We start from the raw sequence: 19797 nt of genomic DNA on the forward strand, positions 1-19797 counted from the left end.
GAGCGATTACCCATGCATTTCAGCATGGGTTTTCGTGCAGCCAATCGTGGATCGCCCGTATGTGGTGGGGCGAGGTTCCACAGCAACCACCCACCAACGTGGCACCACTTTCGATCCACTGCCTGACATGACTCAGGTAGTTCGCAGCATTGCGAGCTAACGCGTCAACGTCATTCGACCAACCAATCGCCTCGTTTGGTGATCCAGCGTTCGCGTATGCACCAATCTGCACTCCCAAACGAGCGCCGGCAATCGCTTCGACGAATGCATTCGTTTGGGTGGCGGACACGCAATTGACGAGCACTGCTTCCGCACCGGCATCAACACAGCTAGCGGCGTGGGTCGCCATTTCATCAGGTGTCATCAAGTTCGCTTCTGGCCCAGCCGTTAAGGCTACCCAAATCGGAAGCCCCGTGCGCACCGAGGCTCGCACCGCATCGGTCGCTTCGTGACCACTGGGAAACGTCTCGCATAAAATCAAATCGCAGCCCGATTCGGCCAGCATTTCCGCCATTTCAAGGTGCTCTTCAAAACTATCTTGGGGCGCGAGGTCAGGGCGGTAACAATCCTCCAGCGGTGAAAGGCTTCCGGCGACAAGATTGCCTACACCAACCGAGCATCGGGCAAGCTCCACCGCTTGCCGTGTCCATTCTCGCCAATTCGGTCCTGCATAGCGTCGCTTGGTGCGAAACGTGTTTGCCGTATGGACCGTAGCCCCAGCATCGGCATAGTCGCGGTGAATCTGAGCGACGATATCATCCGCCATCACGTTGGCCTGCGCAGTCCACCATGGCAAAGATGTTTCAATCCCGCGAGCATTCAGCTCAGTGCCGACGGGCCCGTCCAATAATGTGATTTTTGGTTTCATTGGCTACATCCCTTGGTCCCACGCCCACTTCGAATCATACTCTTCACTTCCCACCTCTATACCCACCTTAGGAACCAGAACATGAAAACAATCGCTACCCTATCAGTACTCGTGCTAGCAGCCACCTTTTCTACCGCTTCTGCAGACGCACCAACTGAAACCGAAACCGGCTTCCAGTCCATCTTCAATGGCGAAAACTTGGATGGCTGGAACGGTGATCCACGATTGTGGTCGGTGCGAGACGGCGTAATCCACGGTGAAACAACCAAGGAAAACCCAGCCAAGGGCAACACCTTTTTGATCTGGGAAGATGGCTCGACGAAAGACTTCGAACTGCGTTTGTCATTCCGATGCAATGCTACCAACAACTCCGGAATCCAGTATCGATCCAAGCACATCCAGGACAAGTCAGCTCGCAACGACTGGGTCCTGCGTGGTTACCAACACGAAGTTCGAAATGAAGTGAAGTTCCCCAACATTGCTGGCTTCATCTACGACGAAGGTGGCAAACGAGGCCGCATCAGCACCGTTGGTGAAAAAGCAATTCAAGAAAACGGCAAGAAGAAGGTCATCGAGAACATCATCACCGCCGAAGAGTTCGAAGAACTTTTCAACCTCGATGGATGGAACGATGTGGTCATCATCGCAAAGGGCCGGCACCTTCAGCACTACCTCAACGGTCGTTTGATAATGGACTTCACCGACTCGCCAGAACAAGCACTGACCAACGGCTCGTTGGGTTTGCAACTGCACGCCGGCAAACCGATGTGGACCGAGTTCAAAAACATTCGCTTCAAAGCGTTGTAGTCGCAACATGCTGAACTGAGCTGAGCAGGGCTGAGCAGGGCAGGGCAGGGCACTATAGCTTGAAAGCCTTGACCTGCCGGTTCGTTGGAACGCCACCGCAAATTAGCGTGGATGCCCGCTTCCGACGCTAAGCTGTTCAGTGACCAAGTCCTGAGCAGCAAGTCGGCGAAGCTGCCTCGGGCAGTGCGATCAACGTCAGTCCTCTACGACAGCTTCGCCAACACCTGCAGCGTTGTGCCCACGGCCAATCCAAGCGTCGTTAGCAACCCAACCAACCCAACGATTTTCAGCCAGGTTGGAATTCGACGCTCGCCGATTAAATCAGGACGCGTTGCTAGATACAGCATCGAAAACGCCAGGCTCGGGACTCCGACGACCGTGATCGCTTGCGCAAAAATAATCAACGTAACCACGCTGATTTGAAAGACGGTCATGGCAACGGCAATCACCATCCCTAAACCCAACGCGAGAATCGAGAATCGCCGCGGCCACTTGTCTTCCATCGAGCTACCCCATCCCAGACCATCGGACAGCAACGTCCCACCGATCATGGCGTTAACCATAAACGAGCTGAACGCACCAGCCAAAATTCCTTGGCAAAACAGGACGTGAGCGAACGGACCGAACAATGGTTCCAATTGCTTCGCAACCTCGGTTGCACTGGTCAGTTGATCGACCGGGACAACTCCGTGCAACACCGACGCGGATGTGATCAAGATCATTGCCGAAATACCGATCAACACACTCACACCGACGGCTGAATCCACCAGCCCTTGTCCTAATTCTCGGTGCGTCCAACCTTTCTCGCGAACCAGATAGGATTGATAAAACGCACCCGCCACCGAGAACGTGGTAGCGATCATTCCAAATACTGCCAATAACGGAAATCGCGATCCGTCATCGGTATCGAGCGTTTGAGGAACGAGGCCACTGAGAACTGCGATCGGCTTGGGAGCAGCCATTACTAGATTGGCAGCAAAGCCAATAATCATCAACAAGACCATGCACATCATGATGCGTTCGATGGTCTTGTAAAGATTGCTTGCTCGCAAGAGCACCCAAATCACAAAGCCATTCAAACCAACTAGAACCAGTAGCTTCCAGAGCCAACGGTCGCTCGCGAATGGTTCGATAGCAGCCAACACACCGATGTTGTTACCGAACTGAAAACAGGCAACGATCAGAAACAAACTGGCGCCGATAAACATGGCAAACGGTCGACCGATCCTTGCCGCCAATTCGTCGCACAAAGTCCCCTTCAGCGATATTCCTAACCGCGACGATAACGCCACCATCCCCATCATCAACAGTCCGGCCAGAACCAAAATCCAAAGCCCGCTGTATCCAAACTGACATCCCACCTTGGAACTCGTCAGGATACTGCCCGGCCCCAACACCAAGGCAGCAACGATGATCGCCGGTCCAAGCTTCCGCACCAAAGCGATCATTCAGTGGACTCCGGTAGCGGCGTCGCCGTATTACTTATCTTGGTAGATCCAAGGAATGCTTCGAGCATCACCGGTACACCGCCTTGTTGCCGGCTTTCATCGGCAGCTTCCATGAAGGCAAGTATCTCAAGTGTTTCCGCCTTGCCGACCGGCGGCACACCCGTCTTAAAAAACTGCACGATTTCGGCAACCAGCGGTTCGTAGCCGTCAAACTTGTCAATGGACTGGTCGGATTTGGATCCAAATACGAACGCGCCATAGTGGTGTTTGCCCGATCGCCCACCGCGAAACGTTCCGACTCGCCCGTCCTTCCACACGCCGGTAACGACGTCGGCATCCTCGGTGTGCGTCCGCACGACACTCTGACAACCAGGCCCCATGATCGTGAACAACGTTTCGACGCCATGGATGCCATACCAGAACAAATCAGGGTGCGTCGGATCGATCGCGCAGGGACTGTAAGTGACGCAGCCCAACACTTCACCAATCTCAGCACTGGAGTTCGCCGCCGCAATGCCGGAACTGAATCGCAATGCCGAGCTTGAAAAAACGGGAACTTGATATCGCTCTGCAAACTCAAAAATCTTTTTTGCATTGGCCACCGAATCAGCGAACGGTTTGTCGACGAACACTGGCTTACCTGCTTTCAACACCGCTCGAATCAACGGTAAGTGCTTTCGGCCATCAACGCTTTCAAGCAACACGACATCCACCTGCTTAATCAACTCGTCAAGCGTCGTGACGATTTCAACATCAAGCTGTCTTAGCTGTTCGACAAACCCATCGATGCGATCTCGGCTGGACGCAATGTCGTCACTGCCGACGGGAAACGCCGCCACGACACGCACGCCAGCCAATGGATCGTCCGCTGCACGTTCGGCGTTGATTACTTTCGTAAACGCGGGTGCATGTGAAGTGTCACAACCGATGATTCCAGCATGCAGCGGCTCACTCGCAATTGAGGCCGTTGATGACATCACGATTAAACCGATGATGACGATGACTGGAACGACCGTGTTGTGACTGAAAGCGAATGCGACTCGACGAGGTGATTTCATAGGTCTGCAATCTGCATTGGGAAGTGATCCATAGTTGAAGTCGTCAATCCTTTCGGTGACTTTGACCGCTGAACAATTTTTGCGACGGGTTTTATTAGCCATCCAATTTCCATGGTGAGCGGTATTCGTAATGCAGCAAGTCGTTGGCCTTAGCGACGTTCGTCACGATCTCTCGATCGGCATCCCATTGCAGTCGTTCTCCGACAGCTAAGGAAAGGTTAGCCAGTAGAGCCATCGTTGTGGAACGATGCCCGATCTCAACGTCGGCCGCGGGTAGTTCACGCGTTCGGATGCAGTCGAAAAAGTTTCGCATGTGCGCGGCGGTTTGTTCCGCATTAGCCCCGGGAACGTTGACCTCCACTGGATCCATTCTCAGCCCCCGTTTCTGAAAACGGCCGCCTTGTTCCGGCACAACTCGAATCGTCGTTCCGCCAACGTACGCAGTTCCCTCGGTACCGCGAATCTCCATTTCACCATCGATCAACACCGGATTTCCACTGGCTTCAAACGTGGAAAAGATCGCCAGGTGTCCCGATGCGAATTCAAACAACGCCTGAGCGGTGTCGGGAATCGTACGATCGTCATCAACTGCATAGCGTCCTCCCATCGCGCAAACCGACGTAGGATTTTCCTCACCCAAACACCAACGCATCGCGTCCAAATAATGAACGCCCCAATTGCCCATTTGCGACGAGTACCTTTGCCACCAGCGAAACTTATACGGGCAAATATTGTCCTGATACGGTTGTTCCGGTCGCGGTCCCAACCACATATCCCAGTCGAGGCCTTTCGGTGGGTCGGACAACGGACGCTTGCCAATGCCGTCGGGATACATGTTGTTGTTCAGACTGGAATGACTAACGGTCGTTTTTCCGATCGCACCATCCAGCGTCATGCCCGCTGTTTTTTGCCACAACGCAGCGCTGCGCCGATGGGTTCCTACCTGAACCACCCGTTTCGTTTCTCGGGCCACCTCGACCATCTTGCGACCTTCATGAATCGTGATCGACAATGGTTTTTCAACGTAAACGTCCATCCCAGCACGGCAGGCTGCGATCGTTTGGATGGCGTGCCAGTGATCGGGCGTCGCGATCACAACCGCGTCCAAATCGTTGCGTTCGAGCAATCTGCGAAAGTCGCTATACGTTTCCACCTTGTCGGTCGGTCGTGCTTTGCCCAACCTGGCCATTGTCTTATCGAGGTGAAGCTGGAACACGTCGCAAATCGCAACCACCTGTGCATCGAGATGTTCACATACGGCGTCGAGCAATTGATTGCCTCGATTTCCAACACCGATCATCCCGATTCGGATCCGCTCGGTTGAATCGCTCGCGGTCTCCGCCCCTAAGTTTTCAGACGTCGTGGCAGCCGCTGCTCCCGCAATCATGGCGGCCTGCGTGAACGTTCGACGTGATAGTGAGTCATTCATCTGGCTTGATCCAGGGGTAGGGTAGGACGTTTTGCTAGAAGTGCCTTGGGATTGAGACAGGTCAGGACCTCGACATCGCCTTCGCTTAAATCGAGCGATTTCATCAGGTGTTTAGCAACCATCGGCATCGTCGCTGCCGAACCGACCAAATGGCTGCGATCCGCGGTCCAAGTTCCTCCCTGCTCGTCCACCACGACTTCTTGATCTGCGAGGCGGTAACAACCAGGTCCGTTCCCAGCGGCGCTGACGGCATCGGTCACTACAAAGCACCGATCCAAACCGTAGACCTTGATAAAATTGCCCAATGCCGGCCAGGGAACGTGAATGCCGTCAGCGATCAATCCGATGTGCAATCGATCCGATCGACTGAGTACACGCTGGATGATGTTGTCGTGGCGGTGCATCATCAACGGACAACCATTGCCCAAATGAGTAAACATCGACAGTCCCGCATCGATTGCTGCGTCCAGTTGATCAAGCGTTGGATTGCAGTGCCCCGCCGATACAAGAATATTTTGATCGACCAGCATCCGAGTGACTCGCATGTCGCGATCGGATTCCGGTGCGAGTGTTACGATCTCTGTCAAACCATCCGCCGCATCCAACAACCGCTTCATCTCGTCAATTTTCGCAGGTCGGATCGCCTCGGCAGGATGGGCTCCGGCATAGCCCGACTCACGGTTGATGAATGGCCCCTCAATATGCACGCCTTTTATGACATTCGCACACAACGAATCGTTTTGCCGAAACTCAGCGATTCGTGAAAGCCTCGCCGCCATACGTTCGAACGTGTCGGTAATCAACGTAGCCAGTATTCCTTCTACGGAATCCTGACGAAGTCGCTGACATGCTCGATGAAGAGACTCCGCAGTAAGGTCGTCGCCATTGAAATCAACGCCCGCATAGCCATTCACCTGCAAATCAACGTAGCCAGCGTTACTCAGCGAAGTTTTGAAAACCATGCGTACTCTGGCAATTGGGAAACGGCTCGATTCGTTGAGATCAGTCCGTCGCTCGTCGGACCATTCCTGAAAGGACGAAACGACTTTTTCGGTGGTCGACTAGACTTTTTTCGCAGGCAACAAGCTGGCTGCCTCTTGATCCAAGTACAGCACCACGTCGTCATGATGTTGCAGAATTGATGCAGGAACGGCAGGCGACACCAACGAACAAACCGTGGCTTTGACAGCCTTCGCCTTCCGCGAGTCGGGAACACTGCAAACGATTCGTGCCGACTTCATGATCTGTTTCACCGACATACTGATGGCATGAGTTGGCACATCGGTCAACGTGTCAAACCAACCTTCATCGCACTGTTGCCGACGGCAGGCTTCGTCCAACTGCACGCGTAAGTATGGCTGCTGTGTTTCGAAGTCTGCTGGCGGGTCGTTGAACGCCAAATGACCATTCTCACCAATCCCGATGAACGCTACGTCCACAATATGGTCGCGAATCAATGCACCAAGGCGTTCGCATTCTTCAATGGGATCGCTTTCACCATCAATGTAATGAAACGCCTTCAACGGAACCTTATCGACGAACCGCTGCTTCAAGTAACCGCGAAACGACGCGGGATGGCTCTCGGGCAAACCAAGGTATTCGTCTAGATGAAATCCTGTCACCCGCGACCAATCAACGCCAGGCAACTCAGTTAACGCTGCGAGAGTATCAAACTGGGATGCTCCGGTGGCGACGACGATAGTTGCCTGACCGCGACTCGCAATCGCGTCGCGAATCCATTCCGCACCTTGGTCAGCAGCTTTCTGGCCCAATTGATTCTTGGTTGCACTGACATCGATTTTCATCTGTTCTCGATTTCATTTCAAAAGTGAACGGGTTGTCCGACCCAAGCTTGGCTACATCATCGCCCATATCCCAGGAGCAAACAAACAAGAAACTGTTTTTTCGACACAACTTTTAGGTCGCCCTGATAAACTGAATGGCGATACGATTCTCCTCCATGCGAGATTTCCGATGAAACCGACCCGCCAAGTCGCCGTGCTAATCGAGACCTCCCGAGAGTACGGCCGCGCGTTGCTTCGCGGCGTTGCCGAGTTCAACAGTGAAAATCCAAGCTGGTCCATCTACTTCCAACAACAAGATCTCGGTCAACCAATCCCCGAATGGCTGAAAACCTGGGACGGCGACGGAATACTCGCTCGCGTTACTGACACCACTGAGGCAAAGAAGCTAAAGAAAATTGGACTGCCGATGATTGACCTTCGCGGTGGGGCAAAACCATTGGGCTACCCACCTTTTGGGATCGACAATAACAGTGTCGCCAACGCTGCGTACGAACATCTCGCTTCACGTGGAGTGACTGAGTTTGCGTTTGTGGGTGAACCGACCGGACATCACATCTACGATGACCAACGCCAAGCCGCCTTTGAACGCCTAGTGCAAGACTCCGGCTATCGTTGCCATGTGTTTGCGAACCCGACCGTTCCCAAACAGAAGGACTGGACGCGACGCCAACTCAATCTTTCAAAGTGGTTAGCCGAACTCCCCAAGCCAATCGGCGTGATGTGCTGCCACGATGACCGAGGACAACAAGTGCTCGATGCTTGCCGTCGCGCCGAACTCGATGTGCCTGACCAAGTTGCGGTGATTGCCGTCGACAACGACGAGTTCCTTTGCCAATTGTCGGTTCCTCCGTTGTCAAGTGTCGACGTCGATGCGAAACGAATTGGCTATGCCGCTGCAGCGTTCTTGGACCGAATCATGAATGGTGAAGTCACACACAACGCCCCAGTTCTGTTTGAAGCCATCGGTGTCGTCGAACGGCATTCCACGGACGTGGTCGCTTGCGATGATCAAGAAATCGCAAAGACATTACGCTTCATCCGCGAAAACGCCTGCAATCAATTGACCGTCTCTGATGTCGAACGACAGGTAGCCTTGTCACGTTCGGTACTGAACCGAAGGTTCAAACAAATCGTCGGACGCACTCCCAAACAAGAAATATTGCGTCTACAAATGGAAACCAGCAAGCGACTACTTGACACAACCGACAGCACAATTGAATCAATCGCACATCGCTGTGGGTTCAATGAGGCCTGGTACTTCATCAAAGTATTTCGCGATCATTATGGAGTTACACCAGGTGCCCATCGACGTACAAAAGGCAGCATCGCCAACGCAACTACCTAGCTCAGCCTGGGCTGGTCAAAGGAACCATTCGCATCCAACGAAGCAACGATTCGATCGAACACCACATCGACTTCACCAATACCATCGACATCACTGACAAGCCCCTGAATGCGATAGTGATTCAACAGCGGGGCAGTTCGCTCTTGGTAAATATCAAACCGCTCTCGAACGAACTGCTCGGAGTCATCCAGACGATTTCCCGTCCGTTGACGCTCCGCTAATCGGTCCACCAAAACATCCGAACTTACTTCCAAATGAATCACTCGGTCTAGCTTCTGACGTTGTTCCCGTAGAGCGACGTCGAACGCTTTGGCCTGGACCATCGTTCGTGGAAACCCATCAAGCAGATATCCGGTTTCGCAATCCGCGTTCGCTAAACGCTCCTGCATTAGCGGGAGCATAAAGTCGTCGGGCGCAAAATGGCCGCGATCGATCCGCGAGTGGACCATCTGACCGGATTCACCGCTAAGGCAACGCAGCATCTCGCCAGTGCTGATGTGAGGGACGTTCAGACGCCGTCCCAACAAGACACATTGCGTACCCTTACCCGAGCCCGGCGGGCCAATGAAGACAATTCTCAAACCATGTAAGGCTCGGCCAAAACCGAGCCCTCCCTCGTTGAGTTTGGGCTATCCAGATGACGTCGCTATTAGACGACCGGTGAAGTTCCGCCACCAGCACCTTCAAGCAAACCACGGTAGTTTCGCATGACCAAGTGACTATCAATCTTCTGCACCAAATCAAACGCCACGCTAACCGCAATCAGCAAACCGGTACCGCCATAGAAACCAGCGATCGAATAAGGCACGCCCAGCGAACCGTAAACAATCGTCGGAACGATCGCGATCAAGCCAAGGAATGCAGCACCAACATACGTGATTCGAACCATGACCTTTTCAAGGTAGTCGGTAGTACGACGCCCGGGACGATAGCCAGGAATGAACGTGCCGCTTTCCTTCAGGTTGTCGCTCATTTCTTTAGGGTTGAACGTAATCGCCGTCCAGAAATAGCAGAAGAAGAAGATCAACGCGACGTACAACAAGTTGAAGAAGTAGGACGACTGATCACTCATCGTCAAACTTACCAAGTTCAATCCGCGGAACAACGATCCATCGGAAGGGAAATACCCAGCCAAGAATCCGAAGAACACACCAGGAATCATCAACAAGCTACTAGCGAAAATGATGGGCATCACACCGGCTTGGTTGATACGCAGTGGAAGGTGTTGACGTGTTCCGCCGTAGACGCGGCGGCCACGAGTGAACTTTGCTGATTGAGTTGGAATCTTCCGTTGACCGAGCGTGATAAACACCACCCCGAACACCACGACGACAAAGAGCACTACCAGGATGATAAGCGTTTCAATCCCAACCTGTCCTTTCGCCAATCCAGTCAATTCAGGTTTCATGCCCAGCACCAACTCATAGAGAGCCTTGGGCATTTGGGCCAGGATCCCTGCCATAATCAGCAAGCTGATCCCGTTGCCGATACCGTATTCGTCGATTTGTTCACCCAACCACATCAAGAACACGGTTCCCGTGGTCATGACCAGAACGGCAACAATCTGCCAGCCAAAATAAAGCTCTTGATCGGCGTTCATGAAGTTCGGGTTGATATTGCTTTGACCGCCGCCTCCGGACATCAGCATGAACTTCAAGTACATGTAACTCTGTACCAGGCAGATAACCACGGTGAGGTATCGCGTGTACTCGTTTAGCTTTTTACGGCCTGCTTCACCTTCCTTCTTCAACTCTTCGAGCGGCTTATAGACGCTTCCGAGCAACTGGAAGATGATCGAGGCCGAAATATATGGCATGATACCAAGACCGAAGATCGTCGCTTGGCGAAGATCCGACGCTGCGAAAACACTAACCCTTTCGAAGAAGTCAGCGGCACCACTGCCGGCTGCGTTCTCAAGGTTCGTCGCAATCATCGGCAACGGAATGTGAAATCCGATCCGGTACACCGCAAGCAAGCCGATCGTCAACATGACCTTCTTGCGCAGCTCAGGTATCGAGAATATGACTCGGAGTTTTTCCAACATCGATCAGTCCGTCGTCGATCAGTAAAAGTTAACGGTGGTAATTTCGGAAAGTTTAGCGGGCTGACCGATTGACCACGAGAGGGAAACAAAAAAAGAACAGGCTTAACGGCCTGTTCTAGTTGGAAGTCACGCCTCGGCGTGTGTTCGTTGATGGATCACGCTACGCGTGGAATCCATTCTAGCTGCTCTTAAGAGCGGCAACGCGTTCGGCCGGCGTGCGTTTGGCAGCCAACTTTTCAACCGTTCCGCCAGCCGCGGTGATCTTTTCTTCAGCCGACTTGCTGAAGCGATGACCTTGGACAGTCAGCTTCTTTGTGATTTCGCCATCACCAAGGATCTTGACTTCGTCGAAGGTTCCCTTAGCGAGATTCTTGGCAGCCAGTGCTTCCAGTGTCACGGTGTCGCCATCGTTGAACGCTTCGCACAAGCGACTCACGTTAACGGCGAATACTTCAACAGCAAACTTGTTGTTGAATCCACGCTTTGGGATTCGGCGGAACATGGGCATCGCACCGCCTTGGAAGTTAGGCTTGCGACTGTAACCACTACGGCTCTTATGTCCCTTATGGCCACGACCGGAAGTCTTACCGGTGCCACTACCAACACCACGACCGATGCGTTTACGTTTGCGGTGTTTTGTAATCCCGCGATGGACTTCGTTAAGTTGCATGACAGATAATTTTCAGATTTCGGTTTTCAATGTATCAGCAGCCGGGACCCAAACTAGGGTCGACCGGGTGAGCAGAAGCCCAGATCAGTGAGTTTCGACCAGGTCTTCGGCGTTCAACCCACGCAGAGCAGCGATTTGCTCGCGAGTACGCAGCTTGCTCATGGCATCCAGAGTTGCCTTGACCAAGGTGACAGGATTGTTGGTTCCGTACGACTTAGTCAGGATGTCGTGGATACCGCATGCTTCGCAAACAGCACGCACCGCTTGACCGGCAATGATACCCGTACCAGCACCAGCAGGAATCAGCAAAACCTTAGCAGCACCAAAGTGACCCCAGACTTGGTGTGGAATCGATCCATCAACCAAAGGAACGTGGATCATGCTGCGTGAAGCCTGCTTTTGTGCCTTCTGAACACTTGGCGGAACTTCGTTAGCTTTACCGTAACCCCAGCCGACCTGACCGTTACCGTTGCCAACCACAACCATCGCGGCGAAGCTGAACCGACGGCCACCTTTAACCACGGCGGCACATCGTTTGATCTTCACAACACGATCGAGCAGGCCATCGGCTAGGCCTTCTTCGTTGTTCTTGTTGTTGCGTTTGTTGCGACCGTTACTCATAACTACGTCTTATCTGCGGGAGGAAATGCAGGGGATGTGTTGGAATTAAAACTTCAGGCCAGCTTCACGTGCTGCGTCTGCAAAAGCTTTAACGCGGCCGTGATACTTGTTGTGACCACGATCAAGTTGAGCGGTGGTAACGCCAGCTTCAGCAGCCTTTTCAGCGACAAGCTTACCAACCAAAGCAGCAGCGTCACAGTTGCCACCATGCTTTACTTGGTCACGGACTTGTTTGTCACGTGTGCTAGCACTGACCAAAGTCTTACCAGCCTCGTCATCGACGACTTGGCAAGCGAAGTGCTTCAACGAACGATGAATGCACAACCGAGGCTGGCCAGCATCACCGCGTAGTTTGTTTCGAACGCTACGTCGGCGACGTAAACGCTTGCTTTGAATTTTCTTATTCTTGTCCATAACTCTGACTTGTGTCTATTCGCTAAAGGCTTACAGCTTAGCTGTTTACTTGGTTGCTGACTTACCAGGCTTGATCTTGACGTATTCGCCCTGGTAGCGAACGCCCTTGCCCTTGTAAGGCTCTGGCTTACGTAGCGAACGAATCTCCGCTGCGAACTGGCCAACCATTTGCTTATCGCATCCCTGAACAACCACATGAGTTTGATCGGGGCAGGTGACGGTCAATTCCGCAGGAATCTTTCGATGAAGTTCGTTGGCATAACCAACGCGTAGTTGAAGCGTGTCACCATTGATCGCAGCGAGGTAACCCACACCGACGATTTCGAGCTTCTTTTCGTATCCCTCGGTGACACCGACAATCATGTTCGCGAGAACAGCGCGAGTCAGACCATGTAATTCACGTGCAGAACGATGATCGCCATCGCGTGACACATTCGCTTCCTTACCGTCTTCGTTGATTTCAACGCTAACTTCAGGACGATGTGTAAACGACAACTTGCCTTTGGGGCCTTCCACATCGATCGTGCGGTCGTTCAACGACACAGTCACGCCGGCGGGAATCGCTACGGGCTTTTTACCGATGCGGCTCATGGCTAACTTGCTAAATGGAACAGAGTGAACGGGGGTGGTGTAAACCGAGGCTTCAACACCTCGGCAACGAATAAATCTTAGGATCAGGAGACTTCGCAGAGCACTTCGCCGCCGATCTTGTCGCGGCGAGCTTCGCGGTCACTTACCACACCCTTGGATGTGCTAATAATACGAATACCGAGACCACCTAAAACAGGCTTCAGCTCTTTGCTGCGAGAATACAGACGACGACCAGGCTTGCTGATTCGTTTAATCGTCTGAATAACGCGTTCGCCATTGGGGCCATACTTCAGCTCCAAACGAAGCGTCTTCACCGGCTCGGTCTCTTCTTCTTTCCAATCCCAGATGAAGCCTTCACGCTTCAAAACGTCGGCTACGCCGCGTTTAACGCGACTTGCTGGGATGTCAACGAATGGCCGCTCAACACGAACCGCGTTACGGATTCGGGTAAGCATGTCGGCAATTGGGTCAGTCATCATAGTTGGGGGTTCCCTTTATTAATTTCCAAAATCACCAACTGGCCTTACGAACTCCGGGGATTAACCCAGCGTTCGCGTTAAGACGGAAACAGATTCGGCACAAACCGAACTTGCGATAGACCGATCGAGGGCGACCACAATAGTTGCAACGATTTTCTTTCCGTGTGGAAAACTTTGGCGTTCGACTCGCCTTGGCGATTTTGGACTTGCTTGCCACGAAAGGACCTGCGGTGGACGGAGCGGGCTTTTAGGCCCATCTGGGAAACGATACGGTGATGAATTAAATGAGCGACGCTTACGCGGCACCCGCTTTTTCTTTAGCTGCCTTGAAAGGCATGCCGAATTCAGTCAACAAGGCACGAGCCTCGTCGTTAGTTTGCGCCGAGGTGACGAAGCTAATGTTCATCCCCTGCGGGCGAGTGAATTTGTCGGGGTTCAGTTCGGGGAAAACCAATTGCTCGGTCAAACCCAATGTGTAGTTGCCGTTGCCGTCAAAAGCAGTTCGGCTAATACCACGAAAGTCACGAACACGAGGAAGGACAACCGAGATCAAACGGTCGAGAAACTCGAACATCATTTGACGACGCAGAGTCACCATACAACCGATCGGCATGCCTTCACGCAAACGGAAACCAGCAACTGATTTCCGAGCCAACGTGATCACTGGCTTCTGGCCGGTGATTTGGGTCATTGCATCGATTGCAAGATCCAAAACCTTTTTGTCGCCGACTGCCGCACCGACACCCATGTTCAACGAAATTTTCTGAAGAGCAGGGACTTGATGCGGATTCTTGTAACCGAATTGCTCGGTCAGTGCCGAACGGATCGACTCTTGATATCGAGCTTGCAGTCGTGGAGTGTGTGTGGACATGATTGGCAACGTGCCGTGTTAGTTTAGTATGGAGAGGAAAGCGATCACCGGAATGTGCGGCGACCCATTAAGCACCGGACTACTTGGCAGCTCGGCTTGCCTTGGCAGGCGAGATCTGGCTGATAGTCGTTCCGCTCTTCTTCGCAAAACGCTCTTTGCTGCCGTCAGCCAAGTAGCGTGTGCCAATTCGTGTAGGCTTGCCGTCACCAGGGTCTGCCAACATGACGTTGCTAGCGCTGATGGGCATTTCTTTATTCAGGCGACCGCCTTGAGGGTTCTTTTGGCTTTGGCGAACGTGCTTCCAAACTCGGCCAGCACCTTCGACAATAACCTTGTTCGCATCTCGGTCGATCTTGATGATCTTGCCGCGGTGACCCTTGTCAGCTCCGGCGATCACGATGACTTCATCGTCAATTCGAAATTTCATAACACTAACTTCTGACTTATGGTGATTAGCGGAGGGCCAACCGGGATTCTACGCGTCGGAATTCTACAGCTAAAGGCTCAACACCCATAGCCGATGGCTTGATCAAACAACTTCATTAGCGAGGCTGACGATCTTCGTAAACTTCTGTTCGCGAAGCTCACGAGCCACGGCACCAAAGATCCGAGTACCACGAGGGTTCTTGTCTTTGTCGACCAACACAACGGCGTTGGAATCAAAACGAATGTAACTTCCGTCTGGACGTCGCGTTGGTTGCTTGGTACGAACGATTACCGCTCGTACAACCGACTTCTTTTTAACTTCGCTGCCCGGGATGACGCTTTTGACGCTGCAGACGATCACGTCTCCGACGGTGGCGAAACGCCGACGACTTCCCCCGAGCACCTTGATGCACATCACTTGACGAGCACCGGTGTTGTCCGCCACATCGAGGCGAGATTCTTGTTGGATCATTGGTTTACTTCAACGACAAAAATTAGTTATCAAGGGCCAGCTCAATCACAACCAGCTTTGGTTGTGACCGAAGACCACTAAGCGTTCTCTTCGTTGCTGGCGGTTTCGCCGGCGTGAGCCGCTTCCAGTGTTTCGGTTTCAGCCGCGTTGAGCGCCTCTTTACGAGCCGCACGCAAAGCAACCACGTCGACCGCAGTACTTTTCTCAAGCACTCGAACCAAACGCCAGCGTTTTAGTTTGCTAAGCGGTTCGGATTCGATGATCTCAACCTTGTCACCAATCCCCGACTCGTTTGCCTCGTCATGGACGTGACAAACCGTACGGCGACGGATGTATTTCTTGTACTTGGGGTGCTTGACCACGCGATTGATCTCGACGCGGCGCGTCTTGTTCATCTTGTCGCTGGTAACGACTCCGGCTACGACGCGTTTAGGCATGACGTTTCGGAAAAATGGAAGTGGTGTATTGTAAAGTGAACTGCAACACTAGCTAGCCGAAGCGGCTTGCTCGCGTTGAGTCTGAAGAGTCTTGATTCGAGCGATCAAACGACGATTCTTTCGCATTTCGCTGGGCGTATTAAGCCGCTCGGATTGCGACTGGAAACGAAGGCGAAACAGAGTCTCTGCGGCCTCTTTACAGGTCGCTTCGAGCTGCTCGTCGCTCATTTCGCGGAGTTCGGTCAGTGAAGTCATCAGTCAAACATACGAAAGGGAATATTGAATCGAAGTCGATCCGCACGCCGCACCTAAGCAGGGCGTCGTGCGACAAATCGAACCTTAACAGGCATCTTGCTAGCTAACCGTGCGAAACAAACCTTAGCTTGTTGCTCAGTTACGCCACCAAGTTCGTATAAAATGGTGCCCGGCTTGACGGTTGCGGCCCAGAAGTCAGGCTCACCCTTACCTTTACCCATCCGAGTTTCCAGCGGAGTGCTGGTCACGGACTTGTCGGGAAAGATTCGGATATAAAGCTTGCCTTCGCCACGAACGTATTGCTGGGCTGCGATCCGGCCGGCTTCGATCGTCGTTGCCTTGATCCATCCCGCATCCAGTGACTGGATACCGAAATCTCCAAAGACGACCGTATTACCGCGAGTCGCGTTACCTTTTATACGACCTCTTTGGCTTTTTCGATGCTTGACCCGTTTGGGCATCAGCGCCATCGTTGTCGTCTCCGTAAGTACCTTGGTTAATCCACACCTGAATCCCGATGTGCCCCTGTGGCGTCATCGCTTCGGTGAAGCCGTAATCAATCTTTGCTTGTAACGTGCTCAATGGAATTGAGCCCGCACTTTGCTTTTCTCGTCGTGCCATCTCAGCTCCACCGAGCCGTCCAGCCATCTGAATCTTAATGCCCTTAGCACCGGCATCCATCGTTTGTTCCAACGAACGTTTCATCGTTCGGCGGAAGCTGGAACGCTTCGCTAATTGCTGCGCGATGTCCTCGGAAACCAACTGAGCTTGCAACTCAGGGCGTCCAACTTCTTCGACTTTGAGGTTAATACGTCGGCCAACCAGGTTCTGAAGCTCAGCTTGCAGAATCTCGATTTCTTGACCCTTCTTGCCGATGATCAGACCGGGACGAGCTACGAACAACAACACCCGAACTTCGTCGCGTGTTCGTTCGATCTCGATCCGGTCAATACCGGCACTCTTGTACGATGCTTTCTTGGGATTCTTGGTAATGAAATCCCGAATCTTTTTGTCTTCGACCAGCAACGCCGCGTAATCTTGCTTCGATGCATACCAGCGACTAGACCAGCCGCGGGTAACGCCTAATCGAAACGCGATCGGATTGACTTTTTGACCCATAGTAAATACTGAGTGCTGAGGACTGAGTGGTGAGGACTACTAAACTTCGTCGATGTGGGTGAGGCCGACGCGGATGTGACTAGAGCGTTTCTTAATCATGAACGCCATACCACGAGCACGCGGACGAATTCGCTTGAACATTGGGCCGCCATCGACTCGAACGTCGGTAAGAACCAACTCTTCGATCTTAAACCCGTGACCGTTATTTTGGTCAGGATCCTGAGCGTTGCCGACAGCGCTCTTGATCACCTTCTCGAGCATCCGAGCACCACGCTGAGGCTGATACTTCAAAGTATCAAGTGCCTCGTCGGCGTACATGCCACGGACCAAGTTAGCGACCAATCGCACTTTTTGTGCACTGATTCGAGCGTTTTTATGAAATGCGGTGAACTGAGACATGGTTGGAAACTCCTGCTTAACGCTTGCCTTTGCCGCCGTGCCCACGGAAAGTCCGTGTTGGCGAGAACTCGCCGAGCTTGTGCCCGACCATGTCTTCGGTAACCAACACCTTCAGGTGCTGACGACCGTTGTGAACCATAAAAGTCACGTTGACGAACTCAGGAACGATCGTACACGATCGTGCCCAGGTTTTGATTGGCTCACTAGAACCAGTCTCGGCGGCTTTTTGGACCTTGAAAAATAACTTGGGGTCGACGTAGGGACCCTTTTTGCTGCTACGACTCATGGGACCTACTTATGAAGTTTCAATTGACCATAACGACGACTCTTACGCCGACGAACGATCGATGAGTTACTTGGCTTACGCTTCTGACGAGTAGCACCACCCTTGGCACTCTTGCCCGATGGGCTAACTGGGTGACGACCACCCTTTGTACGACCTTCACCACCACCGTGCGGGTGATCGACCGGGTTCATCGCAGTACCACGAACGTGTGGACGACGACCAAGCCAACGTGCTCGGCCAGCCTTACCCAACCGAACGTTCATGTGATCGCTGTTACCAACTTGGCCAACGGTTGCACGACAAGCACTCGGCACCCGGCGAACTTCGCCACTGGGTAACAACAACTGAGCCCAGTCTGCTTCGCGAGCTTGCAAAGTTGCTTGCGTACCAGCACTGCGACACATCACAGCACCACGACCGGCACGCATTTCAATGCAGCAAACCGAGGTACCCAGAGGAATATTCTTAAGCGGAAGACAGTTCCCAACATTCGGAGCTGCATCGGCACCATTTTGCAAACGATCGCCTGCCTTCACACCGGCCGGTGCGATCACGTACAGCTTTTCGCCGTCGGCGTACTTCAACAAAGCAATACGTGCCGAGCGGTTCGGATCGTACTGAACCGATTCGACGATTGCATCGATACCGTCTTTAACTCGACGGAAGTCGATTACACGGTACATCTGCTTGTGACCACCACCACGGTGACGCGAAGTGATCTTACCTTGGTTGTTTCGACCGCCCGTCTTACGCTTGGGACGCAACAAAGATCGCTCAGGCTTATAGCCCTTCGTCAGATCCTTGAAGTCACTGACAGACGCATTACGTCGTCCAGCGCTAGTCGGCTTGTAAATTCGGATGCCCATTGACTCTGCTTTTTACAGTTAGCTTGTGCAGTGTGTGTGTTTTCAATTACCGGCCGCAACATGCAGCCGGCAATCACTTACTAAAAGAAATCGATGCGATGATCTTCCTGGAGCGACACGATCGCTTTCTTCCAGTCACTCGTACGACCAACCTTGTGACGGAATCGCCGAGTCTTCCCCTTGCGGGTCTGCGTGCGAACCTTAGTCACCTTGACATCAAACAGCTCTTGAACTGCCTTCTTTACGTCCAACTTCGTCGCATCGCGATGAATCTGAAACGCATACTGATTATTCCGGGAAGCACGATGAACACCCTTTTCGGTGACAAGCGGCTTCAACAAAACCTGGTGAGGCTCAAGCTTAACAGCTCGCTCGACAGGTGCGGGTGGAAGGATATGTGCCATGATTTTCAAACGCCTTAAGCGGCGGCCTCCTCTGATTCAACGCTTGCAGAACCGGCCGCGAACGTGCCGTCCTTGATCTTATCAAGGGCATCTTTCGTGAAGACGACCTTCTTCGGAGTCAAAAGCGTCAACGCATTCAACTGACGAACCGGCTCAACTGTCACACCAGCGATATTACGACCGCTCTTGTAAACAACTGCGTCTTCGCCGCCTGTAGCAACCAAAGTCGTCACGCCTTCAAGACCAAGGTTCTTCAGAACCGTTGCCATCTGGCTTGTCTTCGGTGCATCCAAACCAAACTGGTCGATAACCACCACTTCGCCGTCGTCGATCCGCGAACGAATCGCCATGCGAGTCGCCAACTTCACAGCCTTCCGAGGATGCCGGTAGCTGTAGTCACGAGGCTTAATCGTTCGTGCAACACCACCGCCGCGGCGAACGTTGGTACGCTTCCCACCAGCACGGGCATTACCCGTACCTTTCTGGCGGTACATCTTTTTCTTATTACCGCTAACTTGCCCACGAGTCCGCGAATTGTGCGAACCCTGACGCTTGTTAGCTTGATACATCACGATCACATCGTGAAGAAGCTGCTTGCTGATTCGATCAGCGATTTGCGTCGTGTCGATCTCGTAAGAGCCGACCTCTTTTCCCGACGCATCATGTACTGGAAGAGTTGCCAT

Annotated in this window: 28 protein-coding genes; 2 read left to right on the top strand and 26 right to left on the bottom strand. The window is 52.8% G+C overall.

Going from position 1 to position 19797, the window contains the following annotated elements:
• Window positions 1-19: 19 nt before the first annotated feature.
• Entirely contained in the window at window positions 20-868 is an 849-nt protein-coding gene (locus tag ACR3ZL_RS24970) for a homocysteine S-methyltransferase family protein (RefSeq protein WP_473650377.1), read from the bottom strand.
• An 81-nt stretch (window positions 869-949) separates the two neighbouring features.
• On the opposite strand from ACR3ZL_RS24970, the gene ACR3ZL_RS24975 reads away from it, so the two are divergent.
• Entirely contained in the window at window positions 950-1675 is a 726-nt protein-coding gene (locus ACR3ZL_RS24975) for a 3-keto-disaccharide hydrolase (RefSeq protein WP_473650376.1), read from the top strand.
• A 203-nt stretch (window positions 1676-1878) separates the two neighbouring features.
• Here ACR3ZL_RS24975 and ACR3ZL_RS24980 read toward each other — a convergent pair whose 3' ends face one another.
• The 5 genes from ACR3ZL_RS24980 to ACR3ZL_RS25000 all read right to left on the bottom strand — a co-directional run bounded on the left by ACR3ZL_RS24980 (window position 1879) and on the right by ACR3ZL_RS25000 (window position 7415).
• Entirely contained in the window at window positions 1879-3123 is a 1245-nt protein-coding gene (locus tag ACR3ZL_RS24980; protein ID WP_473650375.1) for an Nramp family divalent metal transporter, read from the bottom strand.
• Window positions 3120-4181 (bottom strand): Gfo/Idh/MocA family protein, encoded by a 1062-nt coding sequence (locus ACR3ZL_RS24985; RefSeq protein WP_473650374.1) that lies wholly within the window; start codon window positions 4179-4181, stop codon window positions 3120-3122. The genes ACR3ZL_RS24980 and ACR3ZL_RS24985 overlap by 4 nt, the downstream gene beginning before the upstream one ends.
• Window positions 4182-4275: 94 nt before the next feature.
• Window positions 4276-5610, bottom strand: a complete 1335-nt coding sequence (locus ACR3ZL_RS24990) for a Gfo/Idh/MocA family protein (RefSeq protein WP_473650373.1) — start codon at window positions 5608-5610, stop codon at window positions 4276-4278.
• Window positions 5607-6572 carry an N-acetylglucosamine-6-phosphate deacetylase gene (locus ACR3ZL_RS24995; RefSeq protein ID WP_473650372.1) on the bottom strand — a complete coding sequence of 322 codons (966 nt, stop codon included), beginning with the start codon at window positions 6570-6572 and terminating at the stop codon, window positions 5607-5609. The genes ACR3ZL_RS24990 and ACR3ZL_RS24995 overlap by 4 nt, the downstream gene beginning before the upstream one ends.
• Before the next feature lie 99 nt (window positions 6573-6671).
• Window positions 6672-7415 carry a glucosamine-6-phosphate deaminase gene (locus tag ACR3ZL_RS25000; RefSeq protein ID WP_486173053.1) on the bottom strand — a complete coding sequence of 248 codons (744 nt, stop codon included), beginning with the start codon at window positions 7413-7415 and terminating at the stop codon, window positions 6672-6674.
• Between the two features lie 169 nt (window positions 7416-7584).
• Here ACR3ZL_RS25000 and ACR3ZL_RS25005 point away from each other — a divergent pair, with 169 nt between their 5' ends.
• Entirely contained in the window at window positions 7585-8760 is a 1176-nt protein-coding gene (locus ACR3ZL_RS25005; RefSeq protein WP_473650370.1) for a XylR family transcriptional regulator, read from the top strand.
• Here ACR3ZL_RS25005 and ACR3ZL_RS25010 read toward each other — a convergent pair.
• From ACR3ZL_RS25010 to rplD, 20 genes are all read right to left on the bottom strand, one after another.
• Window positions 8757-9341, bottom strand: a complete 585-nt coding sequence (locus tag ACR3ZL_RS25010; protein ID WP_486173054.1) for an adenylate kinase — start codon at window positions 9339-9341, stop codon at window positions 8757-8759. The genes ACR3ZL_RS25005 and ACR3ZL_RS25010 overlap by 4 nt on opposite strands.
• Window positions 9342-9409: 68 nt before the next feature.
• Window positions 9410-10804: a preprotein translocase subunit SecY gene (gene secY, locus ACR3ZL_RS25015; RefSeq protein WP_473650368.1), complete on the bottom strand. Its 1395-nt coding sequence runs from the start codon at window positions 10802-10804 to the stop codon at window positions 9410-9412.
• A 178-nt stretch (window positions 10805-10982) separates the two neighbouring features.
• Window positions 10983-11474: a 50S ribosomal protein L15 gene (gene rplO, locus ACR3ZL_RS25020; RefSeq protein WP_473650367.1), complete on the bottom strand. Its 492-nt coding sequence runs from the start codon at window positions 11472-11474 to the stop codon at window positions 10983-10985.
• Window positions 11475-11558: 84 nt separating this feature from the next.
• Window positions 11559-12095 (bottom strand): 30S ribosomal protein S5, encoded by a 537-nt coding sequence (gene rpsE / locus ACR3ZL_RS25025; protein WP_473650366.1) that lies wholly within the window; start codon window positions 12093-12095, stop codon window positions 11559-11561.
• Between the two features lie 45 nt (window positions 12096-12140).
• Window positions 12141-12509, bottom strand: coding sequence for a 50S ribosomal protein L18 (gene rplR, locus ACR3ZL_RS25030; RefSeq protein ID WP_473650365.1), 369 nt, complete (start codon window positions 12507-12509; stop codon window positions 12141-12143).
• 45 nt (window positions 12510-12554) lie between these two features.
• Entirely contained in the window at window positions 12555-13100 is a 546-nt protein-coding gene (rplF, locus tag ACR3ZL_RS25035) for a 50S ribosomal protein L6 (protein ID WP_473650364.1), read from the bottom strand.
• 83 nt (window positions 13101-13183) lie between these two features.
• Window positions 13184-13579, bottom strand: a complete 396-nt coding sequence (gene rpsH / locus ACR3ZL_RS25040) for a 30S ribosomal protein S8 (RefSeq protein WP_473650363.1) — start codon at window positions 13577-13579, stop codon at window positions 13184-13186.
• Window positions 13580-13610: 31 nt separating this feature from the next.
• Window positions 13611-13796, bottom strand: coding sequence for a type Z 30S ribosomal protein S14 (locus tag ACR3ZL_RS25045; RefSeq protein WP_146577559.1), 186 nt, complete (start codon window positions 13794-13796; stop codon window positions 13611-13613).
• A 78-nt stretch (window positions 13797-13874) separates the two neighbouring features.
• Window positions 13875-14450 (bottom strand): 50S ribosomal protein L5, encoded by a 576-nt coding sequence (gene rplE / locus ACR3ZL_RS25050; RefSeq protein ID WP_473650362.1) that lies wholly within the window; start codon window positions 14448-14450, stop codon window positions 13875-13877.
• Between the two features lie 79 nt (window positions 14451-14529).
• Window positions 14530-14877: a 50S ribosomal protein L24 gene (gene rplX, locus ACR3ZL_RS25055; RefSeq protein ID WP_473650361.1), complete on the bottom strand. Its 348-nt coding sequence runs from the start codon at window positions 14875-14877 to the stop codon at window positions 14530-14532.
• A 102-nt stretch (window positions 14878-14979) separates the two neighbouring features.
• Complete coding sequence (gene rplN / locus ACR3ZL_RS25060; RefSeq protein ID WP_283431953.1) at window positions 14980-15348, bottom strand: 50S ribosomal protein L14; 369 nt, start codon at window positions 15346-15348, stop codon at window positions 14980-14982.
• Between the two features lie 77 nt (window positions 15349-15425).
• Window positions 15426-15785: a 30S ribosomal protein S17 gene (gene rpsQ / locus ACR3ZL_RS25065; RefSeq protein WP_473650360.1), complete on the bottom strand. Its 360-nt coding sequence runs from the start codon at window positions 15783-15785 to the stop codon at window positions 15426-15428.
• Window positions 15786-15833: 48 nt separating this feature from the next.
• Window positions 15834-16040 (bottom strand): 50S ribosomal protein L29, encoded by a 207-nt coding sequence (rpmC, locus tag ACR3ZL_RS25070; protein WP_473650359.1) that lies wholly within the window; start codon window positions 16038-16040, stop codon window positions 15834-15836.
• Window positions 16041-16093: 53 nt separating this feature from the next.
• Complete coding sequence (gene rplP / locus ACR3ZL_RS25075; protein ID WP_283431955.1) at window positions 16094-16510, bottom strand: 50S ribosomal protein L16; 417 nt, start codon at window positions 16508-16510, stop codon at window positions 16094-16096.
• Complete coding sequence (rpsC, locus tag ACR3ZL_RS25080; RefSeq protein ID WP_283431956.1) at window positions 16449-17159, bottom strand: 30S ribosomal protein S3; 711 nt, start codon at window positions 17157-17159, stop codon at window positions 16449-16451. Before rpsC ends, rplP begins: the two co-directional genes overlap by 62 nt.
• Before the next feature lie 39 nt (window positions 17160-17198).
• Window positions 17199-17558 (bottom strand): 50S ribosomal protein L22, encoded by a 360-nt coding sequence (rplV, locus tag ACR3ZL_RS25085; protein WP_473650358.1) that lies wholly within the window; start codon window positions 17556-17558, stop codon window positions 17199-17201.
• A gap of 16 nt (window positions 17559-17574) precedes the next feature.
• Window positions 17575-17844, bottom strand: a complete 270-nt coding sequence (rpsS, locus tag ACR3ZL_RS25090) for a 30S ribosomal protein S19 (protein WP_283431958.1) — start codon at window positions 17842-17844, stop codon at window positions 17575-17577.
• Between the two features lie 5 nt (window positions 17845-17849).
• Window positions 17850-18710 carry a 50S ribosomal protein L2 gene (gene rplB, locus ACR3ZL_RS25095; RefSeq protein ID WP_473650357.1) on the bottom strand — a complete coding sequence of 287 codons (861 nt, stop codon included), beginning with the start codon at window positions 18708-18710 and terminating at the stop codon, window positions 17850-17852.
• Between the two features lie 80 nt (window positions 18711-18790).
• Window positions 18791-19114, bottom strand: a complete 324-nt coding sequence (gene rplW, locus ACR3ZL_RS25100; protein ID WP_473650356.1) for a 50S ribosomal protein L23 — start codon at window positions 19112-19114, stop codon at window positions 18791-18793.
• A 14-nt stretch (window positions 19115-19128) separates the two neighbouring features.
• Entirely contained in the window at window positions 19129-19797 is a 669-nt protein-coding gene (gene rplD, locus ACR3ZL_RS25105) for a 50S ribosomal protein L4 (protein ID WP_473650355.1), read from the bottom strand.

The organism is Rhodopirellula sp. J20-39 (assembly GCF_057365095.1).

Coding starts and splice junctions, on each gene's coding strand:
- ACR3ZL_RS24970 (WP_473650377.1), bottom strand. CDS start 868: ATGAAACCAAAAATCACATTATTGGACGGGCCCGTCGGCACTGAGCTG.
- ACR3ZL_RS24975 (WP_473650376.1), top strand. CDS start 950: ATGAAAACAATCGCTACCCTATCAGTACTCGTGCTAGCAGCCACCTTT.
- ACR3ZL_RS24980 (WP_473650375.1), bottom strand. CDS start 3,123: ATGATCGCTTTGGTGCGGAAGCTTGGACCGGCGATCATCGTTGCTGCC.
- ACR3ZL_RS24985 (WP_473650374.1), bottom strand. CDS start 4,181: ATGAAATCACCTCGTCGAGTCGCATTCGCTTTCAGTCACAACACGGTC.
- ACR3ZL_RS24990 (WP_473650373.1), bottom strand. CDS start 5,610: ATGAATGACTCACTATCACGTCGAACGTTCACGCAGGCCGCCATGATT.
- ACR3ZL_RS24995 (WP_473650372.1), bottom strand. CDS start 6,572: ATGGTTTTCAAAACTTCGCTGAGTAACGCTGGCTACGTTGATTTGCAG.
- ACR3ZL_RS25000 (WP_486173053.1), bottom strand. CDS start 7,415: ATGAAAATCGATGTCAGTGCAACCAAGAATCAATTGGGCCAGAAAGCT.
- ACR3ZL_RS25005 (WP_473650370.1), top strand. CDS start 7,585: ATGAAACCGACCCGCCAAGTCGCCGTGCTAATCGAGACCTCCCGAGAG.
- secY (WP_473650368.1), bottom strand. CDS start 10,804: ATGTTGGAAAAACTCCGAGTCATATTCTCGATACCTGAGCTGCGCAAG.
- rplO (WP_473650367.1), bottom strand. CDS start 11,474: ATGCAACTTAACGAAGTCCATCGCGGGATTACAAAACACCGCAAACGT.
- rpsE (WP_473650366.1), bottom strand. CDS start 12,095: ATGAGTAACGGTCGCAACAAACGCAACAACAAGAACAACGAAGAAGGC.
- rplR (WP_473650365.1), bottom strand. CDS start 12,509: ATGGACAAGAATAAGAAAATTCAAAGCAAGCGTTTACGTCGCCGACGT.
- rplF (WP_473650364.1), bottom strand. CDS start 13,100: ATGAGCCGCATCGGTAAAAAGCCCGTAGCGATTCCCGCCGGCGTGACT.
- rpsH (WP_473650363.1), bottom strand. CDS start 13,579: ATGATGACTGACCCAATTGCCGACATGCTTACCCGAATCCGTAACGCG.
- rplE (WP_473650362.1), bottom strand. CDS start 14,450: ATGTCCACACACACTCCACGACTGCAAGCTCGATATCAAGAGTCGATC.
- rplX (WP_473650361.1), bottom strand. CDS start 14,877: ATGAAATTTCGAATTGACGATGAAGTCATCGTGATCGCCGGAGCTGAC.
- rplN (WP_283431953.1), bottom strand. CDS start 15,348: ATGATCCAACAAGAATCTCGCCTCGATGTGGCGGACAACACCGGTGCT.
- rpsQ (WP_473650360.1), bottom strand. CDS start 15,785: ATGCCTAAACGCGTCGTAGCCGGAGTCGTTACCAGCGACAAGATGAAC.
- rpmC (WP_473650359.1), bottom strand. CDS start 16,040: ATGACTTCACTGACCGAACTCCGCGAAATGAGCGACGAGCAGCTCGAA.
- rplP (WP_283431955.1), bottom strand. CDS start 16,510: ATGGCGCTGATGCCCAAACGGGTCAAGCATCGAAAAAGCCAAAGAGGT.
- rpsC (WP_283431956.1), bottom strand. CDS start 17,159: ATGGGTCAAAAAGTCAATCCGATCGCGTTTCGATTAGGCGTTACCCGC.
- rplV (WP_473650358.1), bottom strand. CDS start 17,558: ATGTCTCAGTTCACCGCATTTCATAAAAACGCTCGAATCAGTGCACAA.
- rpsS (WP_283431958.1), bottom strand. CDS start 17,844: ATGAGTCGTAGCAGCAAAAAGGGTCCCTACGTCGACCCCAAGTTATTT.
- rplB (WP_473650357.1), bottom strand. CDS start 18,710: ATGGGCATCCGAATTTACAAGCCGACTAGCGCTGGACGACGTAATGCG.
- rplW (WP_473650356.1), bottom strand. CDS start 19,114: ATGGCACATATCCTTCCACCCGCACCTGTCGAGCGAGCTGTTAAGCTT.
- rplD (WP_473650355.1), bottom strand. CDS start 19,797: ATGGCAACTCTTCCAGTACATGATGCGTCGGGAAAAGAGGTCGGCTCT.